At 63.6% G+C, this 19,227-nt stretch carries 13 protein-coding genes and 1 pseudogene; 8 read left to right on the top strand and 6 right to left on the bottom strand.

The features are described from left to right. The 4 genes and pseudogenes from G7Y85_RS18605 to G7Y85_RS18590 form a co-directional block, all read right to left on the bottom strand. Positions 1 to 559 (bottom strand): annotated as a pseudogene (locus tag G7Y85_RS18605) (MotA/TolQ/ExbB proton channel family protein); the annotation flags it as partial. Positions 560 to 597: 38 nt separating this feature from the next. Further along, entirely contained in the window at positions 598 to 1,200 is a 603-nt protein-coding gene (locus tag G7Y85_RS18600) for an energy transducer TonB (protein WP_166261031.1), read from the bottom strand. Positions 1,201 to 1,315: 115 nt separating this feature from the next. Continuing rightward, a complete protein-coding gene (locus tag G7Y85_RS18595; RefSeq protein WP_166261028.1) occupies positions 1,316 to 2,821 on the bottom strand; it encodes an OmpA family protein in 1,506 nt (501 codons plus the stop codon). 71 nt (positions 2,822 to 2,892) lie between these two features. Further along, positions 2,893 to 5,205, bottom strand: coding sequence for a TonB-dependent receptor (locus G7Y85_RS18590; protein ID WP_166261025.1), 2,313 nt, complete (start codon positions 5,203 to 5,205; stop codon positions 2,893 to 2,895). 716 nt (positions 5,206 to 5,921) lie between these two features. On the opposite strand from G7Y85_RS18590, the gene G7Y85_RS18585 reads away from it, so the two are divergent. The 3 genes from G7Y85_RS18585 (at position 5,922) to G7Y85_RS18575 (ending at position 9,237) form a co-directional block, all read left to right on the top strand. Beyond that, positions 5,922 to 6,632, top strand: a complete 711-nt coding sequence (locus G7Y85_RS18585) for a glutathione S-transferase family protein (protein ID WP_166261022.1) — start codon at positions 5,922 to 5,924, stop codon at positions 6,630 to 6,632. Positions 6,633 to 6,696: 64 nt separating this feature from the next. After that, positions 6,697 to 8,163 (top strand): coniferyl aldehyde dehydrogenase, encoded by a 1,467-nt coding sequence (locus G7Y85_RS18580; RefSeq protein WP_166261019.1) that lies wholly within the window; start codon positions 6,697 to 6,699, stop codon positions 8,161 to 8,163. Positions 8,164 to 8,268: 105 nt separating this feature from the next. Then, entirely contained in the window at positions 8,269 to 9,237 is a 969-nt protein-coding gene (locus G7Y85_RS18575) for an ester cyclase (RefSeq protein ID WP_166261016.1), read from the top strand. A 64-nt stretch (positions 9,238 to 9,301) separates the two neighbouring features. Here the strand turns inward: G7Y85_RS18575 and G7Y85_RS18570 are convergent, their stop codons facing one another. Further along, positions 9,302 to 10,858 (bottom strand): AMP-binding protein, encoded by a 1,557-nt coding sequence (locus G7Y85_RS18570; protein WP_166261013.1) that lies wholly within the window; start codon positions 10,856 to 10,858, stop codon positions 9,302 to 9,304. A gap of 37 nt (positions 10,859 to 10,895) precedes the next feature. Beyond that, positions 10,896 to 12,071, bottom strand: coding sequence for a cytochrome P450 (locus tag G7Y85_RS18565; RefSeq protein WP_166261010.1), 1,176 nt, complete (start codon positions 12,069 to 12,071; stop codon positions 10,896 to 10,898). 194 nt (positions 12,072 to 12,265) lie between these two features. Between G7Y85_RS18565 and G7Y85_RS18560 the strand changes: the two genes are divergently transcribed. From G7Y85_RS18560 to G7Y85_RS18540, 5 genes are all read left to right on the top strand, one after another. Further along, the gene (locus G7Y85_RS18560; RefSeq protein ID WP_166261007.1) at positions 12,266 to 12,922 is read left to right on the top strand and encodes a winged helix DNA-binding protein; all 657 of its coding nucleotides are present in this window, start codon (positions 12,266 to 12,268) and stop codon (positions 12,920 to 12,922) included. Between the two features lie 586 nt (positions 12,923 to 13,508). After that, positions 13,509 to 14,426 carry an alpha/beta fold hydrolase gene (locus G7Y85_RS18555; RefSeq protein WP_166261005.1) on the top strand — a complete coding sequence of 306 codons (918 nt, stop codon included), beginning with the start codon at positions 13,509 to 13,511 and terminating at the stop codon, positions 14,424 to 14,426. Next, the gene (locus G7Y85_RS18550; RefSeq protein WP_166261003.1) at positions 14,423 to 16,273 is read left to right on the top strand and encodes a 1-acyl-sn-glycerol-3-phosphate acyltransferase; all 1,851 of its coding nucleotides are present in this window, start codon (positions 14,423 to 14,425) and stop codon (positions 16,271 to 16,273) included. Before G7Y85_RS18555 ends, G7Y85_RS18550 begins: the two co-directional genes overlap by 4 nt. After that, positions 16,270 to 17,703 (top strand): HAD-IB family hydrolase, encoded by a 1,434-nt coding sequence (locus tag G7Y85_RS18545; protein ID WP_166261001.1) that lies wholly within the window; start codon positions 16,270 to 16,272, stop codon positions 17,701 to 17,703. The genes G7Y85_RS18550 and G7Y85_RS18545 overlap by 4 nt, the downstream gene beginning before the upstream one ends. Positions 17,704 to 17,750: 47 nt before the next feature. Beyond that, positions 17,751 to 19,226 (top strand): wax ester/triacylglycerol synthase family O-acyltransferase, encoded by a 1,476-nt coding sequence (locus G7Y85_RS18540; protein WP_166260999.1) that lies wholly within the window; start codon positions 17,751 to 17,753, stop codon positions 19,224 to 19,226. The last annotated feature ends 1 nt before the right edge of the window (position 19,227 follow it).

The following is a 19,227-nucleotide window of genomic DNA, read 5'->3' as shown; positions in this document are numbered from 1 at the left end:
CCGACAGCCCGCCCTGCAGGCGGCTCTGGATTTCTTCAACGGCCCGGTTGACGGTCATCGTCACCCAGCTGTTCAGGTCGATCTGTTCGACCATCGTGCCTTCGTGGTGCTGGCTGGCGTTCAGGCCCCGGTCGGCGATGTACCAGAACGGGGTCCCCGTCTTCAGTGCCCCCACACCCTCGCCCACGCTCTTGCTCGTCCAGAACTTGGCGTTGGCTTCCTTGCTTTGGCCGTACAGCTTCTGCTGTTCGATCAGCTTCATCACCATGATGTACCAGGTCGACGCCGACATGATCAGCATGATCACCAGCACCGCCCGCGCCACCAGGTCGCCCTGTGCCCACAGTGCCGACAACCCGTACGGGTTGTTCACTTCTTCGGTGTGCGCCGCTTCGGCCAGTGCCGGGTTCTCCGCCGGCGCGCTCGGCAGGGCGTCGGCCGCGCCTGCGTCGGCCGTGGCGGCCGGTGGCGGCGTCGGCGCCTGTGCAAACGCCAGGTTGGACATCACCAGCAGCATCGCACCGGCGAGCACCTGCATCGACTGTTTCAAGACGTACATCGGTTTCTCCTTACCAATACCTGGGGATGCCTGTCGGCTCAGTTCTGTTTGCGGAACGTGTATTTCAGCTCGGCCCACGCCGGCGCCGGCTTGCCTGCAACTTCACCTGGCGTGAACCTGCAGCGCGAGAGCGCCTGCTGAGCGGCCTTGTCGAGACGGTCGTAACCGCTCGAGCGGGAAATCTTGCTGGCGCTCACCTTGCCGTCGACACCGACGAGCAGTTGCAGCAGCACGGTGCCGGTTTCGCCGAGGCGCTCCGAGATCGCCGGGTAATCCGGTTCACGGCAGCCACTCGCCCTGACCACGGGTGGCTTGCTGACACTCGGCGGCGCCTTTGCCACCGGAGCGCGGCTCTGCGCGGTGATCGCATGCGCCGACGGCGCGGTCTGGATGTTGATTTCCGGCGGCGGCACGAACGGCGGCGGTACGTCCAGCGTCGGCGGCGGCGGTGGTGGCGGCGGCTCGTCCGGTGGCTTGATCTCTTCGATCAGCTTGGTCTCGATCGGCGCCGGCAGGATCTCGATCATCTTGTGCGCCAGACCCGCTGCCAGTGCCCAGATCAGCAGCGCGTGGAACGCCACCACGGCGCCGATGCCCATCATGCGCCGGCGCGGATCCTGCCCCTGTTGTCCAAACTCCATTCTCAAACCCTCGCCACTCGGGGAAGTGCTCGATGCCGATTCGATATCCGGCAGGCAATGACAAAATCGGCGGGGAGCGGACCCTCGGCTGGGCCGACGGCCCGCTCCCGCATCCTTACGGCGTACCTTCGGTTTCCGGCGATGCCGGCATCGTGTCGGCGGCAGCTGCCGGATCAGGCGGCGTCGCAGCGTCCGCAGCCGGCGGTGCGGTCATCTCGTCGGCAGGCGCCGACCCGTCTTCGGCCGGCACGGCAGTCGAGTCGTCAGCCGCCGCCGGGCCCTGCGCGTCATCGGGCATCGGCTGCTGATCAGCCGGCGCGGCGTCGCTCGACGCCGGCACCGCGGCTGTGGCCGCGCTCGCCGCGTTGGTGATCTTCAGCTCGACACGACGATTGAGCTCGCGGCCCTCATCGGTATCGTTGTCGGCGACCGGCTGCGTTTCGCCGTAGCCGACCGCCGTCATGCGATCTGCGGCGATGCCGCGCTCGATGAGATACGCCATCACCGACTGCGCACGCGCCTCGGACAGCTTCTGGTTGTAGTCGTCGCTGCCCTTCGAGTCCGTGTGCCCACCGACCTCGACGCGAATGTCGGGCGCGGCGGTCAGTGCATCGGAAACACCGTCCAGCAGCGTCTTCGCGTTTACCGTCAGCGTCGCCTTGTTGAACTCGAAGTTCACGCCGCGCAACACGATGGTGTCGCCCACCGCACAGCCCGACAGGTCGACCCGCTGACCGGCTTCCGGCGGCTTGCACGGCGGGGGCAGCGGACAGCCGACGGCGTTGACCTGGGTGCCGGCCGGCGTGTCCGGGCACTGGTCGCCCGGGTCCATCACCCCGTCGCCATCGGTATCGACCGGCGCCGCCGGCGCCACCATCTGCGTGTCTTCCGCAGGCTTCTCTGGTTTCGGCTGCTTCTTGCGCGTCGGCAGCTGCAGGCCGATGTTCAGGACGATGTCCTTGAACGTGCCAGGGGCATCGATATCGGTCTGGAAATCATTTTCCCGCTCAAGGAAGCGATCGCCGAGCTGGAACAACACTTCGGCGCGCAGCGCCCAGTCGTAGCTGTCGCCGTGCAACGGAAACATGTAGCCGAGTCCGCCCGAAACATCGACGGTGTAGAAGTCCTTGTGCTTGCTGGTTTCGAGCAGGTCCGGCGAGTAGCCGTGCGGGTACTTGAAGAAGCGCGTCATGCCGGTACCGAAGACGCCGTACGCCATCGGCACGGAATCGAACGGAAAGACGAGCAGCTTGATCTTGGCGCTCTGTCGCTGGATGCCGGACTCGACGGTGTCGCCGAATCCGGTTTCGAGCGCGTAGTGCCGGGCCCAGTCGCGATAACCGATCAGCACCGCGCCGCCCAGATTGTTCGACAGCACGTCGTCCTTGAGCGACCGCTGATAGGTCCCCATCACCGACACGTAACCGCCGTCGAGCAACGGCGACAGTGCCTTGCGCTCGTCTTCGACCGACTGCGGCGTATCCTCCGCCGGCCCCATCGACGGCGCGCTGCCACCGCCACCACCACCACCACCACCACCGTACTGCGCCAGCGCGGTGCCCGGCATGAGCGTGGCGGACGCCACGAACCCCACTACCCATAGTCCAATAATCTTTTTCATGAGATCGCCCCTCGCGTGATGTTCTGATGACTTGATACGTGACGCCGTTCCCTTGCTGTCGGCGGTCTTCATCAGAAACTCCAGTCAACACGCATCGACAGCGTGCGACGGGGCCCGAGGGTTGCCATCGCACCCCAGTCGAGGAGCAATTCACCCGCGGTGTAGAACTTGTCGGTGAGGTTGTCGCCCGCCAGCGTCACACGAACCTTCCGCGGTTCGTATAGATAGCTGACGTGCGCGCCGAGCGTTGCGTAGCGCGGTTGCGAGAACAGCGGGTTCTCCGATGCTTCGTAGAAGAAACCGTCGTTGTAGTAGCCGCTGACCGTCGCTTCCAGCGGTCCATTCCATATCTGCCAGGTCTTCGACAGCGCAGCCGAGGCGGTGTACTTCGGTACGCGGGTGATGCGATTGCCCGTGTAATCCTGGCCGCCCGGCAGGAATAGGCCGGTACCGTCCTGATGTCCCTGCGCGTCGGTGTACTTGGTGTACTTCGCGTCGATGTAGGCACCGTTCAGCGTGAACACCAGCGCATCGAACGTCGACGGGAACAGCTCGGAGGTCATGTCGAACTCGACACCCTGCGACCGTGCGCTGCCGGCCGTGGAGATCGAAAGCGCACCGCCGTTGAGCAACGAGATCGCCTGCGTCTGCAGGTTGTTGATATCGTAACGCCAGACCGCGGTGGTGAAGCGGGTCGTACCCTGGAACAGCGTCGTCTTCAAGCCGATCTCGTACGCCGTCATTTCTTCCGGCGGCGTGTAAGCAGGCCGCAGATAGAATGCGAACGCGTTGTAGGAGTGCGCTTTCACCGCCTGCTGATACGAGGCATAGAGCAGCGTGCCATCGTCGAACATGTAGTCGAGAGCAACCTTCGGCTTCCAGCCCTTGGTGACGGCCGACAACGGCAAGGCCTGGCCCTTGTCCTGGGTATCGGAGGCATCGCGCGCCGACGTCCAGTTGAAGACGATCGGGTCGGCGACATTCGCGATGCGAAGCGCGGTCGACGATTCCAGAACACCGCGACGTTCATGCTGATAGCGCTCACCGAGCGTCAGCGACAACTGATCGGTGAACTTGATGACGGCCTGCAGGTAATACGACCACGACTCGGTCCGCGTCATGCCGATATTGCGCAGTGCGTAGGACGGCGTGTACCCGGATATCGTGTTCAGCAGACTGCCGAGACCGACGCTGTCGAGCGCCTGGAACAGATCCGTGTTCTGGATACCAAGTCCGATCGCGTTCAGATTGTTGACGTTGACGCCACCCACCGTGACTTCGACCGGATCGAAACCCTGGGTGTTGCGGAAATAGAACATGCCGGTGGTCAGCGTCAGCCAGTCGGAGAACGGCGTGCCGTTGTTCGACAGCAGCTGGACCTCGCCTTCCTGAATCTTGGCGTAGTGGCGATGCACAATGAACGACGCGCCCGGCAGTTCGGTGCCGTCGTAGTCGTAGTTGTACGGATTGCTCTCGACCTGATCGCTGCCGAGAATCTTCATGTCGAACCACGGCGCGTTGTAGATGCCGGTGGTATTGGCAACGAAGGTCTGCAGATGACCATAGATCGGCAGATCGGGATGAATTTCGTAGTTGCGGGCGTCCGCCACCACATCACGTCCACCAGGCGTTCCCGGGGCGCCGGGGATCACCGCCGCCGTCAGCTCGCCCAGCAAGGTGCGCGTGATCGGCGCCGCCGCCGTCGAGGTTCCGTCACGCTTGGAACCCTGGATGGTCAGGCGCAGATCTGTGCTTTCGGTAGGCAGCCAGCGGAGCTTGACGCGCGCGCTGAACGACTTGTTGTCCGGAATCGGATTGCCGGCCAGCGTGCTGCTGTCGGTCCAGTACGTGTTGTCGGTGGTGAAATACGATGAGACGTTCGCCGCCAGTGTGTCCGTGAGCGGCAGGTTGGCGAACATGCGGACGCGATTGAGCATGAAGTCTTTCGCCTCCTCGTTGTCGTAGGACAGGTCGACGCTGCGGCTCTTGAAATCCGGTTCCTTGACGATGACGTTGATCGCGCCGCCGTTGGCGTTGCGGCCGAACAGGGTGCCCTGCGGACCCTTCAGGATTTCGACGCGTTCGATGCCGCCGAGATCCTGGGACACCGAAGGAGAGAACGGGTAGTAGACGCCGTCGATATAGGTCGCGACGCTGGGATCGGACGTCAGCCAGGCTTCCGAGCCGATGCCGCGGATATAGACACTGGTGAAGTCGCCGGCCTGTTTTCCGTAGTCGAGCGCCGGCGTGATCTTCATCAGATCGGTGGTGGTGGTCACGCCTCGCGCATCGAGAGCTGCGGGCGAAAACGCCTGCACCGACAGCGGCACCGACATCAGCTTTTCTTCGCGCTTCTGCGCCGTCACGATCACTTCTTCGATCATGCGCGATCCAGCCTTCTCGGCGGGGAGCGGCTGGGTTGCGGCCGAAGCATCGGTCGAAGCCGCTGCGTCAGTCGGCGCGGGTGTGTCGGCTTGCGTGTCAGCGGCACTCTGACTCGCAGCGTCCGGCAGCGATTGCGCTGCCGTGTCGTCCGCCGGCGCCGCGGCATCGTCCGATGCGGGCTCGAAAGCAGGCGCGCTGTCGCCACCCGTGGTCGGCGTGGCGTCCTCGGCAGACGGCGCCTGGGCTCTAGCCAGTGGGCCTGAAAGCGCCAATCCGAGCGCCACCGCCAATCCCATTACATTTCTCATCCCGCTACTCCTCTCAGATATCCGTTGTTTCGACGCGCCTTTGCGCCGATGCCCCGCCGCTCAACATGGATCCCGCCGTTACCTGAAAGCGGACAGGCGTCTCCGCCCGGTCCGCCAACCAGCGTTCTGTTACGTCCGCAAGGAACTTCCGGTTGTCACGCGCAGGCCGTTGCGTGCTGCGCCGCAGCACATGCAGTTGCGAGAACCGCTGCTCCTGTCTTGTGACACTTCGACTTCTCCTCCGCATCGGCTGCTTGCCGAATTGCGTTTTATGTGTCGGCTCATTCCGGAGGCCTGCACTGCGTTCCGGCTGCAGTGCAAGTCCTCTGTGTTGCCGACATGTCAATTAACTCGTACAGTGCATCTACTGTATCATGTCGTTTCGACACTATCCTACCGTGACACATATGAAAGTCAACAGCTCAAGGGAAAATATTGTCCTCACGCAGATGGAGATCTCGCCGTTCTGCGACAAGGTCCGTCGAACGCTGCACTACAAGGGTCTTGCGTACAGCACGCGCGAGGTCAAGCTCATCGAACTCAGCTTTCTGAAGCGCCTCGCGCCGACCGGCAAGGTGCCGATTCTCGACTACGGCAGCGAGCGGCTCTGGGATTCCACCGATATCTGTCTGGCGCTCGAAGCGCGCCATCCGGCGCCGGCGCTGCTGCCCGAAGATCCCCGCGATCGCGCGGATGCCCTGTTGCTGGAAGACTGGGCCGACGAGACGCTCTACTTTTTCGAGATGACGATGCGATTCGTCTGGCCGGACGATCAGGGGCGCTGGAGCCGGGAGCTCGCCCGCTTCGACATCCCCGTCGTACGTTCGCTGGCGCCCATGCTGGTTCCGCGGCTGACGAAGACCATCGTCGGCCATCAAGGCACCGGCCGCAAGACACGCGAGCAGATCCTGCTCGAACTGGACCGGCTGTTTGGCGCGCTTGCACTGCGCATCTCGAAGACCGGTTTCTGTGTCGGCTCGGCACTCAGCCTCGCCGACATTTCGGTGGCCTCGCAGATTCACTGCATTCAGGGTTCGTCGCAAGGCGCGCGCAGCGTAGACGCTCATCCGGAGCTCGCCGACTGGAAGCGCCGCATCGACGCCGCGACGCTGCCCTGAGCCCGGCCGTACAAGAACGGCGGCACGGATTCACAACGGTGCCCGACAGATAAAAGGAGAAGACATGAACGCTTCAATGAAGGAAGGCCGCGGTCCAGCCGAGCAATACGGCCTGCCCTTGCAGCAACTGCTGGACCGGCAGCGCGCCGCATTCATGGCAGAACTGCCCGTCACCGCCGCCACCCGAATCGATCGGCTGCGGCGTCTGGGCGAACTGCTGATCGCGGGGCGCGACGCCCTGTGTGACGCGATGCAAACCGATTTCGGAACACGATCGCGACACGTCTCGCTGCTGACCGACATCGTGTTTTCGCTGCGCAACATCAATCACGCTCGCAAGCACGTCGAAACCTGGATGAAGCGCAGCCGCCGCCCGCTCGACTTCCCGCTGCGCCTGCTCGGCTCGGACGCGTGGGTCGAGTTCCAGCCCAAGGGCGTCGTCGGCATTCTCTCGCCGTGGAACTTCCCCGTGTACCTGACCTTGACGCCGCTTGCCGGCGTCCTCGCGGCCGGCAATCGCGCCATGATCAAGCCGAGCGAGCTGACGCCGGCAACCTCCACCTGCATGGCCGCACTGATCAGTCAGCATTTCGACGAGACTGAGGTGGCGGTGACGCTCGGCGACGCCACCGTGGGTGCCGCATTCTCGAGCCTGCCGTTCGACCATCTGGTTTTCACCGGCGGCGGCGCAGTCGGCCGTCACGTCATGCTGGCAGCGGCCGACAAGCTGGTCCCCGTGACGCTGGAACTCGGCGGCAAATCGCCGGTGATCGTCGGGCGCAGCGCCGACATCGAGGCAGCGGCGGAGCGCATCGTGCTCGGCAAGCTGCTCAACGCCGGCCAGATCTGCCTGGCGCCCGACTACGTTCTGGTTGCAAGGGAGCTCGAAGAACCGCTCGTGCAGGCGATGCTCGCACAGGCGCGGCGCCTTTATCCGTGCTACGCCGGCAATCCGGACTACGTGGCGATCGTCAATGCACGTCATCACGCGCGCCTGCAGTCCTATCTCGACGATGCACGCAAGCGTGGCGCGAGCATCGTCAGTGCCGACGTCGACGGCACCGAGGGCCAGGCCAATCCGGCGACACGCATCATGCCGTTCACCATCGTCCGCAATGCACCGCACGACAGCGCCATTCTCGGAAACGAGATCTTCGGCCCGCTGCTGCCGGTCATTCCGTTCGAGCGTATCGAGGATGCGGTACGTCACATCAATGATCGTGATCGACCGCTTGGCCTGTACTACTTCGGTCGCGACAACTCGGAGCAGCAGATCGTGCTGTCACGGACCATCGCCGGTGGCGTGACCCTCAACGACGTCATCTTTCACGTCATGCAGGAGGACCTGCCACTCGGAGGCATCGGCGGATCGGGAATGGGCCGCTACCACGGCCGCGAAGGCTTTCTCGAATTCAGCCACCCCAAAGCGGTCTACAAGCAGACGCGCTTCGACATCGCGGCGCTGCTGGGTTCGAAGCCGCCATACGGCAAGAAACTCGACGCCTATATCCGCAAGGAACTGAAGCTCTAGATGCGGCGGAGTGCCGAGTCCGTCCGGACACCCGCCCCACGCCGTTTCGTCATCCGCAAGCATCCGCGGAACCCCCGCCGTCAGGTACCGATCGAGGAGATCAACATGCACTACAACTTTGGCATCAAGTGGCTCAAGGCATTTCGTGAAAGCTCGGAGGCCGTCTGCAAGCTCTATGGTCCCGGCAATGACTTCGTCTTCGAAGACGTGATGCTCGATCAGCACAACATCGACAACCAGGACGACCTGCACCGCCTGTTCGCCCCATACGCCAACAAGGACCGCAGCAATGGCGTCGGCATCCACAACTTCCGTATCCGTTCCTACATCGGTGACCGGAACTTCGGGCTGCTGCGATGGGAATGGCAGCCGGAAGACGCCGGCGTATTTCTCGGCCTCGACGTGGCCGGCAAGCCTTTCGGAACGCAGGGACATACTTTCCACATCTACAGGGACGGGATGATCAAACGCGAGTCCTCGTGGTGGGACGCCGCCGCGATCCTGCGCGCGGTCGGGCCGGTGAGCCCGACCAAGATTCCGACCGGCGCATACCAGCTGACCGGGTCGACACGCTCCGGCGACGTCAAGCTCAGCGGCGCGCGGGCCGGAACGCTCGCCTTCGCGCAGGACTGGTGCAATGCGCTCGCGCGTGACACCGACGTGCTGCGCGGACTTTACGCCGAGTACTTCACGCAGGAATGGGCGATGGTCGACGACCACGAAAAGGACACGATCACCGACACGCAGATGATGAAGGGCTGGCTGGGCGGGATCGCCGGCGGCAAGAACGGCACCTACACCTTCAAGGCTACCGAGTATCTCGGCGACGAACGCTGCGGCCTGATCCTGTGGGACGTGACGATCGAAGGTGCCAGCACTTACCGCGGCCTGCCGACCAAGGGCAAAACCCTGCAGACCATCGGTTCGACCTTCCAGCAGTACGACAGCGACGGAAAGATCGTGCTCGAGACCACGCGCTTCGAAGACAACCGCGTGTTCGTCGCCCTGGGCCTGCCGATCGTGCGACCACACTACTGGCGGGCGGATTTCGACCCGGCAAGCCTCGCAGCCTGAAAACGAAAGGGCCGTCCATTGGCGGCCCTTTCCACATTTACCTGGCAGGCGGCACGACGACCGCTCAATTCACGGCGCGCTCGCGTCCTTGCCAATGCGGCTTGCGCAACTCCGTCTTCAGGATCTTGCCGGCGCCGGAAGTCGGAAAAGTCTCGTGAATCTCCAGGCCACGCGGCAGCTTGTAGCCGGCGATCAATGCGCGACAGTGCGCCTGCAGCGAGTCCAGCGCCAGCTCGGCGCCGGGCTTGAGAATGACGGCGGCGTGCACCAGCTCTCCCCATTCCGCGTGCGGCACACCGAACACCGCGCAGCTCAGCACGGCCGGATGGCTGCCAATCGCGTTTTCGACTTCCGCCGAATAAACGTTCTCGCCACCGCAGATGATCATGTCCTTGAGGCGGTCGACGATGAACAGATAGCCGCCGTCGTCCATGTAGCCCATGTCGCCCGAGTGCATCCAGCCGTTGCGCAACGCTGCGGCACTGGCGTCCTGCTTGTTGAGATACCCTTTCATCAGGTTGGGACCGCGAAAGGTGATCTCGCCAACCTCGCCGCGTGACAGCTCGCGATCGTCAGCATCGACCACGCGCACCTGCATGTGGTACGCCGCCCTGCCCGCCGAACGCACGCGGCCGCTGCCGCGGTTTTCCGGAAGATGCATGCTCGGCGGCAGCACGGTCATGACGGCGGACATCTCCGTCATGCCATAGACCTGCGTGAACTCGACGCCGGGCAGAGCCAGCATGGCGCGATCCAGCAGTGCCTCGGACACCGGCGCCGCTCCGTACATCACGCGCCGCACGCTTCCGACGTCAGCGTCGCGAATCGCCGGACAGTCGACCAGAGCCTGCAGCATGGTCGGCACCAGCAGCAGGTCCGTGATGCGGTGCCGTGCGATCGCCTGCAGCGCCAGTTCCGGACGGAACATCGGCATCGCGACATGTCGGCCGCCGCGCAGCAGGACACCGGCGATCAGCATCATGTCGCCGAGATGGAACATCGGTGCCGCGTGCAGGCCGATGACGCCTTCCGGGAACGATCCTTCGGCCATCAGCGAAAGCGCCGAACTGCAGATATTGAGATGCGAAAGCATCACGCCCTTGGGTGCGCCCGTCGTTCCGCCGGTGTAGAAGACGCCGAACAGTTCGTCGCCGCCGACTTCCGCATCGTCGATCGGCGCCACACCCGGAAGCGCAGCCTCCACATCGCGCATTCCGGTCGGGCACTCGCCATCGCCGATAAACAGCAATTCACGCAGCGAAGGGGTCTGCGCCTTGATGGCCGCTCCTTGCGAAGCGAATTGGTCGTCCACGAACAGTGCAACCGCCGCCGAATCCTTCAACGAGTAGATCACTTCAGCCGCGCTCCAGCGGAAGTTGACCGGATTGGCAACCGCACCAAGCCATGACGACGCCAGAAAAAATTCGATGTATCGGTCGCTGTTGAGGGCCTGAATCGCGATCACGTCGCCGCGGCGCACGCCAAGCTGCGACAACAGCCCGGCGATTCTGGCGACTCGATCGCGCAGGTCAGAGAAGCGGTGCTGCCGCTCGCCGCATATCGTCGCGATCTCGTCCGGCTTCTGCTGCACCGCGCGGTGCAGACCTTGGGTAAATTGCATGCAGCCCTCCGGGCCGTGGAAGCGGTCCTCGCCGTGACTAGGCCGCGGCAACGCGCAAATGCTTGGGGCCACGCAGATAGAACGAGTCGTTCCACTGCAGGCTCGAAAAGTCGCACGCGATCTGCGGCATGCGGCGCAACAGAATGCGCAGCGCCACGGTCGCCTCGTGACGCCCGAGCGCCTGGCCGACACAGAAGTGGATGCCGTGCCCGAACGCCATGTGCTGACTGATGTCGCCGCGCGTCACGTCGAACTGATCCGCCCGTTCGAAAACCGCCTCGTCGCGGTTCGCGCTCGCGTAAACCGGCATCACGATGGTGTCCTTCGGCAGACTGACGCCGTTGATGACCACGTCCTCGGTGGCACGCCGGAACAGCATCTGAATGGGCGAAATGAAGCGCAGCACTTCCTCGACCAGGGCCGGCGTCAGCGACGGATCCTGCAGCACCAGCTTGCGCTGATCCGGATGCTGAGTGAGCAGCAGGATGGCGTTGCCCAGCGTGCTGGTCGTTGTCTCGTTGCCGGCGATCAGCAGCAGAACGCACATCGCCATCACTTCATCCGGCGTCAGAACCGCACCTTCTTCCTGGCGAACCAGCGCGGAGATGATGTCGCTGCCCGGATTGCGCCGAGCTGCGGCGATGCGGTCGATGAAGTACGCACGGAATTCCCGGGCGTCCTGCTGGATCGCCGCGCGCTCTTCCGTGGAGATCGTCTGATTGACGCCCACCGTCACCTGATTCGACCAGCGCCTGAAAGTCGGCCCCATGCTGGCGTCGATGCCCATGACGTCGGCGATCACGGTCACCGGCAACGGGGATGCGAGCGCGTCCATCAGGTCGAAGCCATCCTTGGGACTGGTCTCGTCGAGCAGCTCGTTGATCATCTTCTCGATCGATGCCGCGATGGAGTCGACGAACTTCTTCGAGAACGCCGTGGCGACAAGCTTGCGAAGTCGCGAATGCTCCGGCGGATCGGAGGACAGCAGGTACGGGGCTCCGGGCGCCGGGTTGAACTCGCCGAAGGCAATCTGGATCAGCGGATCCGACGAGAACAGCTGGTGGTTCTTGAGGACGTGCTTGACGTCCTCGTGTCGTGTCACGGCCCAGGTATTGACGGTCGGACAGAACGAAACCGGATCGTTCACCCGCATATCGGCATAGAAGGGATAGGGGTTCTCGCGAACTTCCGGCGAAAGGGGATCGAACGTCATGATCTTCTCAGTTGAAGAATGGAAGTGCGGCAAGCGCTGGGCAGCCGCCGGAAGTTGGAATGCGCGCCGGGCACCATCGCGCCGCCGCACCGTTGATCGCTGTCACGGACTCTCCTCCACTGCATCGTGCAGTTTCTTTATTGTGTCGCTTCGACACAGTGTAGGCGCACTATTGTTCACGGTCAATAAGGTTGTTGGTATACTCGGCACACAGCGCAAGCAGGGACGGCAGGCGCGACCAAATTCGAAAATCCAGTCGTGGGCGCCCGAGCCGCACAAAGAGACAAGGACCGATGGCCAAAAGTCGTGTCAGCAAACCGAGACAGACAAGGGCAGCGCTGTACGCCGAGTTCCTCGATTTCTTCTACCAGGTGCACTACCGGCTGGGCATGACGCTCGAAGCTGCAATGTGCGACGGCATCGTTTCTCGCACCCAGGCCGCCGTGCTGTGGCTGGTGGAGTCGGAAATCGGCGAAGGCGGCAAGATTCGCCGCAAAGACGTCGAACGCCGGCTCCGCGACTGGTTTGAAACCAGCAATTCGAACGTCTCCAAGCTGCTTCGCGATCTCGCCAAACCGCCGCACCGGTTCATCGTCCAGGAAGAGAATCCGGAATCCGGGCGCGAGAAGCTGATCGCCCTGACCCCCGAAGGAAAGGCCTTTGTCCGCTCGATGAAGGATCGCGGCGGCGAATACTTCGAGGTCGGGCTTGCCCACATGAGCATGGAGCGCATGGTCGAAGGCGCGCGTTTCTTCGAAGATCTGTTCAGCCAGCCGTTACCGCAGCTGCCGCAGCCCAGCGGCGGCGTCGTCCGCCGCAGCGGTTCGGCAATTCGCCGCAAGCGGAGTTAGCCCCTCCGCGATTCGCGGTCAGGCCTGCTCGATGCGCGGGTGCTGCAGCTCCGGCGTAGCGGGCCAACGCCTCCAGCCACTGCCGGCGCCCCGAAACAAGGCCCGCTCCCGTAGCAAGCGCGCTTTCGGTTTCGCGAAGCGGCTCTGCCCGGCCGCGATCGGAATCATGAATCCCTGCGCCCGGGTGGCTCAGGCCTTGCGCCGGCGCTCCGCATCGGCCGGCGATGCCTGCCGGTGCGGGGAAATCCGGCGCTGCTTCAATCCCCCTCGGAGCGGCCTTCTCGCCAAGTAATTGAATGCAGATGCTGCGCGTCCTTTGCGACGCGCGGGGAATCGATCGCAGGCCGGCTGAACGGTTGTGGCCCATTCGTCGAGAGATGTCCCCATCGACGGCAGTTTCGCATTTCAGTGAGCCCGCCGGCGGAACCCCGATCCGCAGCAATTCCGGCCAACGACTCGTCTCCGTCGTCGGCGTATTGTTGTTCTAGTTGATTGTGTCGAAATAGTATCGTTTAATCCAAAGGACGTTCCGCCTGAAGACCGCAGCGCGATCTTCAGGTGGTCCGGCTCTGATCCGTGATTTCCGATGCTGAGTCTGATCGGCGCAAACCGCAGCGCCTTTCTGGGTTCGAGCCATGCCAGCCACGCGATGCAACGAAGAGGACGATCTGCCGTGCACGACAACAGCTGCTACCTGGGCGGCTCCGGCTCGTCGCTGGTCCTGCTGCACGGCGTCGGCGGCACCTGGCACATATGGCGCCCGGTGATCGGCCTGCTCGAAAGCCATCATCGCGTAATCGCGCCCACCTTGCCGGGCCACGACGGTGCAGCACCATTGCCCGCCGGAACCGGTCCGTCGGTCGCCGTGCTCGCCGACGCACTGCTCGCGCAGCTCGCGGCGCTGGGCGTGAAGCAGGCTCATGTAGCCGGGAATTCGCTTGGCGGCTGGCTTGCGCTCGAACTCGCGCGACGTGGCTTTGCATTGTCGGTAACCGCTTTATCGCCGGCGGGCGCGTGGCAGACGCGCGCCGATTTTCAAACGCTTCGTCGCTCGATCCTGCGCGCCTTCGTGGTCCTGCCATTGTTTTTGCGCCTGTTCGGCTGGCTGCTGCGCTTCGCACGAGCGCGCCGCTGGCTGGGGCGAATGGCAATGCAGCGGGCAGACGAGGTGCCGGCCGATGATTTTAAAAAGTCCCTGATGGCAATGGCGAACACCGCCATATTGCCAACGCTGCTCCGCAATATCGAGCGATGCGGGCCGATCGAACCGTTCGACGTCGGCACGACTCCGGTGCGCGTCGTCTGGTCGGAATGTGACCGAACGATCCCTTTCAAGCGTTACGGACAGCCAATGACGCGGGCCATCTGCGGAGCGCAATTCGCGATCCTGCCGGATGCCGGCCATGTGCCCATGTACGACAAACCGCAGGACGTGGCGGCGCACATCCTCGATGTCGCTGCAACCGCCCCTGCCGCCGCGAACGTCGCGAACGTCGCGACATGATTTCCGAACTTGCGATGTATCACCCGGCACTCGCCGCGACACTGGTGGCGCGCAAGCGCGTCGCCAGAACCGTCGCGGGCACCGAACGGTTTGCCGAACAGATCGCGATTCTGTCGAGCCGCATCGGCCGCAGCGAGAAGGAGGTCATGTCGCAGGCAAGCAGGAACCTGATGGAGATCGTCACGGTTCAGAGCCCCGCGTTCGCGACGATGTTCGACTACGGACTCGGCCCGATGCACACGCGGGCATGGACGGTCGATGCCGACACAGAAGGTCTGGCGCGGCTCAAGGAACTCAATCGGGAACATGCGCTGGTGTTCCTGCCGACCCACCGCTCGTACGCCGATCCCTTCATCCTGTCGAGATTGATGCGCGACACAGGCATGAAGCGCAATCACATTCTCGGCGGCAACAATCTCGGCTTCTGGCCAATGGGCGCGATCGTGCGCCGCTGCGGCGGCATCCTGATCCGGCGCAGCTTCCAGGACGACGAAATCTACAAACTGGTTGTTCGCGAATATCTCGGCTACATCGCACGCGCGAAAGCGAACCTCGAGTGGTACATGGAAGGTGGCCGTTCGCGGACGGGCAAGGTGCGCTCGCCACGCTACGGCCTGTTGAGCTATCTGATCTCGGCGATCGAAAGCGGCGGCGTCGATGACATGCTGTTGGTGCCGGTTTCGAATACCTACGACCAGCTGCACGAAGTCAACTTGATGGCGGCCGAGGAGGCAGGTGCCATCAAGGCCAAGGAAGGATTGGCGTGGCTCGCAGGCTATGCCCGCATGCAGCAGAAGTGGATCGGCAAGTGCTATGTCCGTTTCGGCGAGCCGCTGTCGCTGCGTGACGCCCTGGCACGTGCCGACAGCGAAGGCCCGGGGAAATGGACGGTCGCGAAGATCGCCTTTGAGGTTTTCCAGCGTATCAATCGCGTGACGCCGGTGACGGCGCAGGCGCTGGTGACGATGGCACTGCTGGCCGTGCGTGATCGCGCGCTGACGCTCGGCGATGTCCATGAACTTGTTCATCTGCTGCTCGACTATGCGCGCATTCGCGAGTTGCCGACCTCGCAGCTGGAGCACTTGCACGAGCAAGCGGGCGTCGAGATGACCCTGCAAACGCTCGTCGAAAGCGGCGTCGTCAATCTCTACGGCGCCGGACTGCGGCCGGTGTACAAGATCGAGGCCGGTCAGCATTCGGTGGCGGCGTTCTATCGCAACTCGGCGATCCACTGGTTCGTCAATCGCGCGATCCTCGAAGTGGTGATGGTCGAAACTTCGGAGCACGATGATCCGGATACAACCGAGCGTGGCTGGGAATCGATCTTTGCGCTGCGCGATCTTCTCAAGTTCGAATTTTTCTTCAGCGACAAACCTGCTTTTCGCGAGGAGATGAAGAGCGAAGCCTCGGTGCTGTGTGACGCATTTCGTGAACGCATCGGCTCACAGCAAGGGCGCCGTCGCATGCTTTCGGAAGCACCTTTTCTGGTCGCGCACCGCGTCCTCACGCCGTTCCTCGAAGCGTATTTCATCGTCGCCGACCGACTCGCCGAACAGCCGACCGATCGCAAAGTCGACAAGAAAGCCTTGATCGACGAGTGCGTTGCCGTGGGCCGGCAATACGTACTTGAACAGCGCCTGCACAACCCGGAATGCGTTTCGCGCGAAGTATTCGGCAACGCCTTGGCGCTGGCCGCCAACCGTGGCTTGTTGATGCCCGTCGGCGGTGATCTTGCCGAGCGTCGGCGCGCCTTCAAGGACGAGCTCTGGGACGCCGTTCGCCGCGTGGCAGCCGTCGACGAACTCGATCAGTCCCGCCACGCCATCATCGGCAAGGTTCACGCATGAATCGGGAACTCCGGCAGGCGCTGGCGAAGATCGAAGACGCACCGCGCGGCAAGGCCATCGCCGCGTTCTTCGATTTCGACGGGACGCTGATCGACGGCTACTCGGCAGCGGCGTACTTCACGTCCCGCCTGCGCAGCGGCGAGATGGGCGCACGCGAACTGTTCGATACCCTGCGTCTCGCGCGGCGCGGGCCACTGACGGACGCCGAATTCGCCGATCTCATCGGCAAGGGGGTACGCGACTGGGCCGGCGAGTCCGAGGACGAGATGCGGGCGCTGTGGCAACGTTTGTTCGTCGAGAAAATCGGCAGCCTGATGTTCCCGGAAGCCTGGCATCTGGTTCGCGCGCATCAGCGCTGCGGACACACGGTCGTCATCGCGTCGTCGGCGACGCCGTACCAGATCGAGCCGCTCGCCCGTGAATATGACATCGCTCATGTGCTGGCGACCCGACCGCGCGTTCGCAACGGTCGTTTGACCGGCAGCATCGTCGGCGCGCCGCTGTGGGGCGACGGCAAGGCGGCAGCCGTTCGCAGCTTCGCCGAAAAGCACGACATCGCGCTCGACCAGAGCTTTGCGTACGCCAACGGTGACGAGGATCGCGCGTTCCTCGGCGTCACCGGCAGGCCGGCTGCCATCAATCCGAAGCCGCTGCTGCTGCGGCACGCGCAGGACCAGCACTGGCCGGTGCTGCACTTCGATCCACGCCGCCGCGCACCACCACGCGCCGTCGCCCGCACGGTCGGTGCATACGGTGCGATGGGCCTGACATTCCTCGCCGGGCTCGGGCTTGCCAGGTTTACCGGCAACCAGCGCCGCGCGGTCGATTTCATCGCCGCAACCTCCAGTGATGCGGCGCTTGCCATACTCGGCATCGACGTCGAAGTTCGCGGCGAGGAACATCTATGGGCACACCGCCCCTGCGTGTTCATCGTCAATCATCAGAGCAAGTTCGACATGTATCTGATGATGTATCTGGTGCGGCGCGGCTTCACCGGCGTCGCCAAGGCCGAAGCCGCAAACACGCCGGGCTTCAAGACTTTCCTGAAGATGGCCGACATGGCGTTCGTCGAGCGCGGCCATTCGAACCAGGCAATCGAGGCGCTTTCGCAAGCCGTCGAGCGCCTGCAGCGTGGGTTGTGCGTCGCCATCGCTCCGGAAGGCACGCGTTCGTATTCACCGCGCATCGGCGCCTTCAAGAAAGGTGCGTTCCACATGGCCCATCAGGCCCGTGTACCGGTCGTCCCGGTGGTGTTCCGGAATACCGGCGAAGTCATGGGCCGCAACGATCAGATGATGCGCGCGGGCACCGTGCAGGTTGCCGTGCTGCCACCCGTGCAGGTGGTCCACTGGAAGGTCAAGGATTTCGGCGCGAATGTCGAAGCCGTCCGTCAGGACATGATCGCCACGCTCGAAAACTGGCCGACCTGACGACACGCGTCGCTTCCCACAAATTCTCTCCACGCGTAGCGAACAACATGAGTCAGACAGAAGCCCCGATGCAGCAACTGCGAGCCGACCTTCGGGACTGGGGTGGCCCTGCCGAAATGAGTGCTTTCGATGCGGTGATGTGGCGCGCGGAGGCGGACCCACGCCTGCGCTCGACGGTGACCTCGGTAATGGTGCTCGATCGCACACCGGACTGGGCGCAGCTGATGGCGCGACATCGCTGGCTGGTCGATGCGGCGCCGCGCTTTCGTCAGCGTGTCGTCGTGCCGGCGCTCAACACCGGGCATCCGACCTGGGTCGACGATCCGCATTTCGATCTCGCCTACCACGTCCGCCGCATCGGCATCGCCGAACCAGGTTCCCGGCGTCAGCTGTTCGAGCTGGCACAGACCCTGGCGATGACGCCATTCGATCGGTCGCGACCGCCATGGGAAGCGACGCTCATCGAGGGTCTGGAAAATGGCCGCGCCGCCTATGTACTGAAGCTGCATCATGCGGTGTCCGACGGGCTCGGCATCATCCAGTTGTTGACACGCATGCTGTCTCGCACACGCGACGACACCGAGCGTGCGCAGTCCGAACTTCGTGCCCGTTCGCGTCGAGCTGCGCCGTCCGCACTGTCACTGAGCCTGCGACAGTTGAGGAAGAGATTGCGGACACTGCCGCAGGATGGCGCCGAAGGTCTGTCGACCGCACGGCGACATCTGCGCAGCGCGCTGAACGATCCAGCCACACTGACGAGTTATCTGGCGTCCGCGAAACGTACGCTGGGCGTGCGTCCGGTGCCGGGCTCGCCGATCTTTCGTCGTCGCAGTCTGAGCTGGCACTTCGAGGGCATCGAGATTCCGCTGCCACGTCTCAAGGCTGCGGCCAGACAGGCAGGCGCTTCGCTCAACGATGCCCTGCTGGCTGGCCTGATCGGCGGCTTCCGCCGCTATCACGAAGAGATGGGACTCGAACAGTCGCACATGCCGCTCAGCTTTCCGGTCAGCCTGCGCACCGGCGACGACACGCTCGGTACCAACCGTTTTGCCGGCGTCCAATATGCTGCGCCGCTGCTCGAAACCGATGCCTTGAAGCGCATTCATGCCATACAGGAATTCGTTCGCGGTGTGCGTCAGGAGCCGGCACTGGATCTGCTCGTACGGATGATGCCGGCCATTACGCGCTTGCCGCTGCCGGCGATCACGGCAATGATCGCCGGCTTCACGGTCGCGCAGGATGCGCAGATCAGCAATGTGCCCGGCATCCCGCATCAGGTCTTTCTGGCGGGGGCCGAAGTCGTCGAATTCTGGCCGTTCCCGCCGCTGCCTGGTTGCGGAATGATGATTGCGCTGGTCTCCCACAGCGGGCGTTGCTTCCTCGGCATCAACAGCGATTCCGCAGCTGTCACCGAGCCCGATCTGCTCGCCGAGTGCTTCCGCCTTGGCGTCGAGGAGGTTCTGCTGCTCGCGCCGGCTGCGAAGAAATCTGCAAATGCGCGAAAGCGTACGGCCAAGTCCTGAC

Origin of the sequence: Solimonas terrae (assembly GCF_011067135.1) — a bacterium.
Taxonomy (GTDB): Bacteria; Pseudomonadota; Gammaproteobacteria; order Nevskiales; family Nevskiaceae; genus Solimonas; species Solimonas terrae.
The sequence above is the reverse complement of the archived record's forward strand: the minus strand, read 5'-3'. Positions and strand labels throughout refer to the sequence as shown.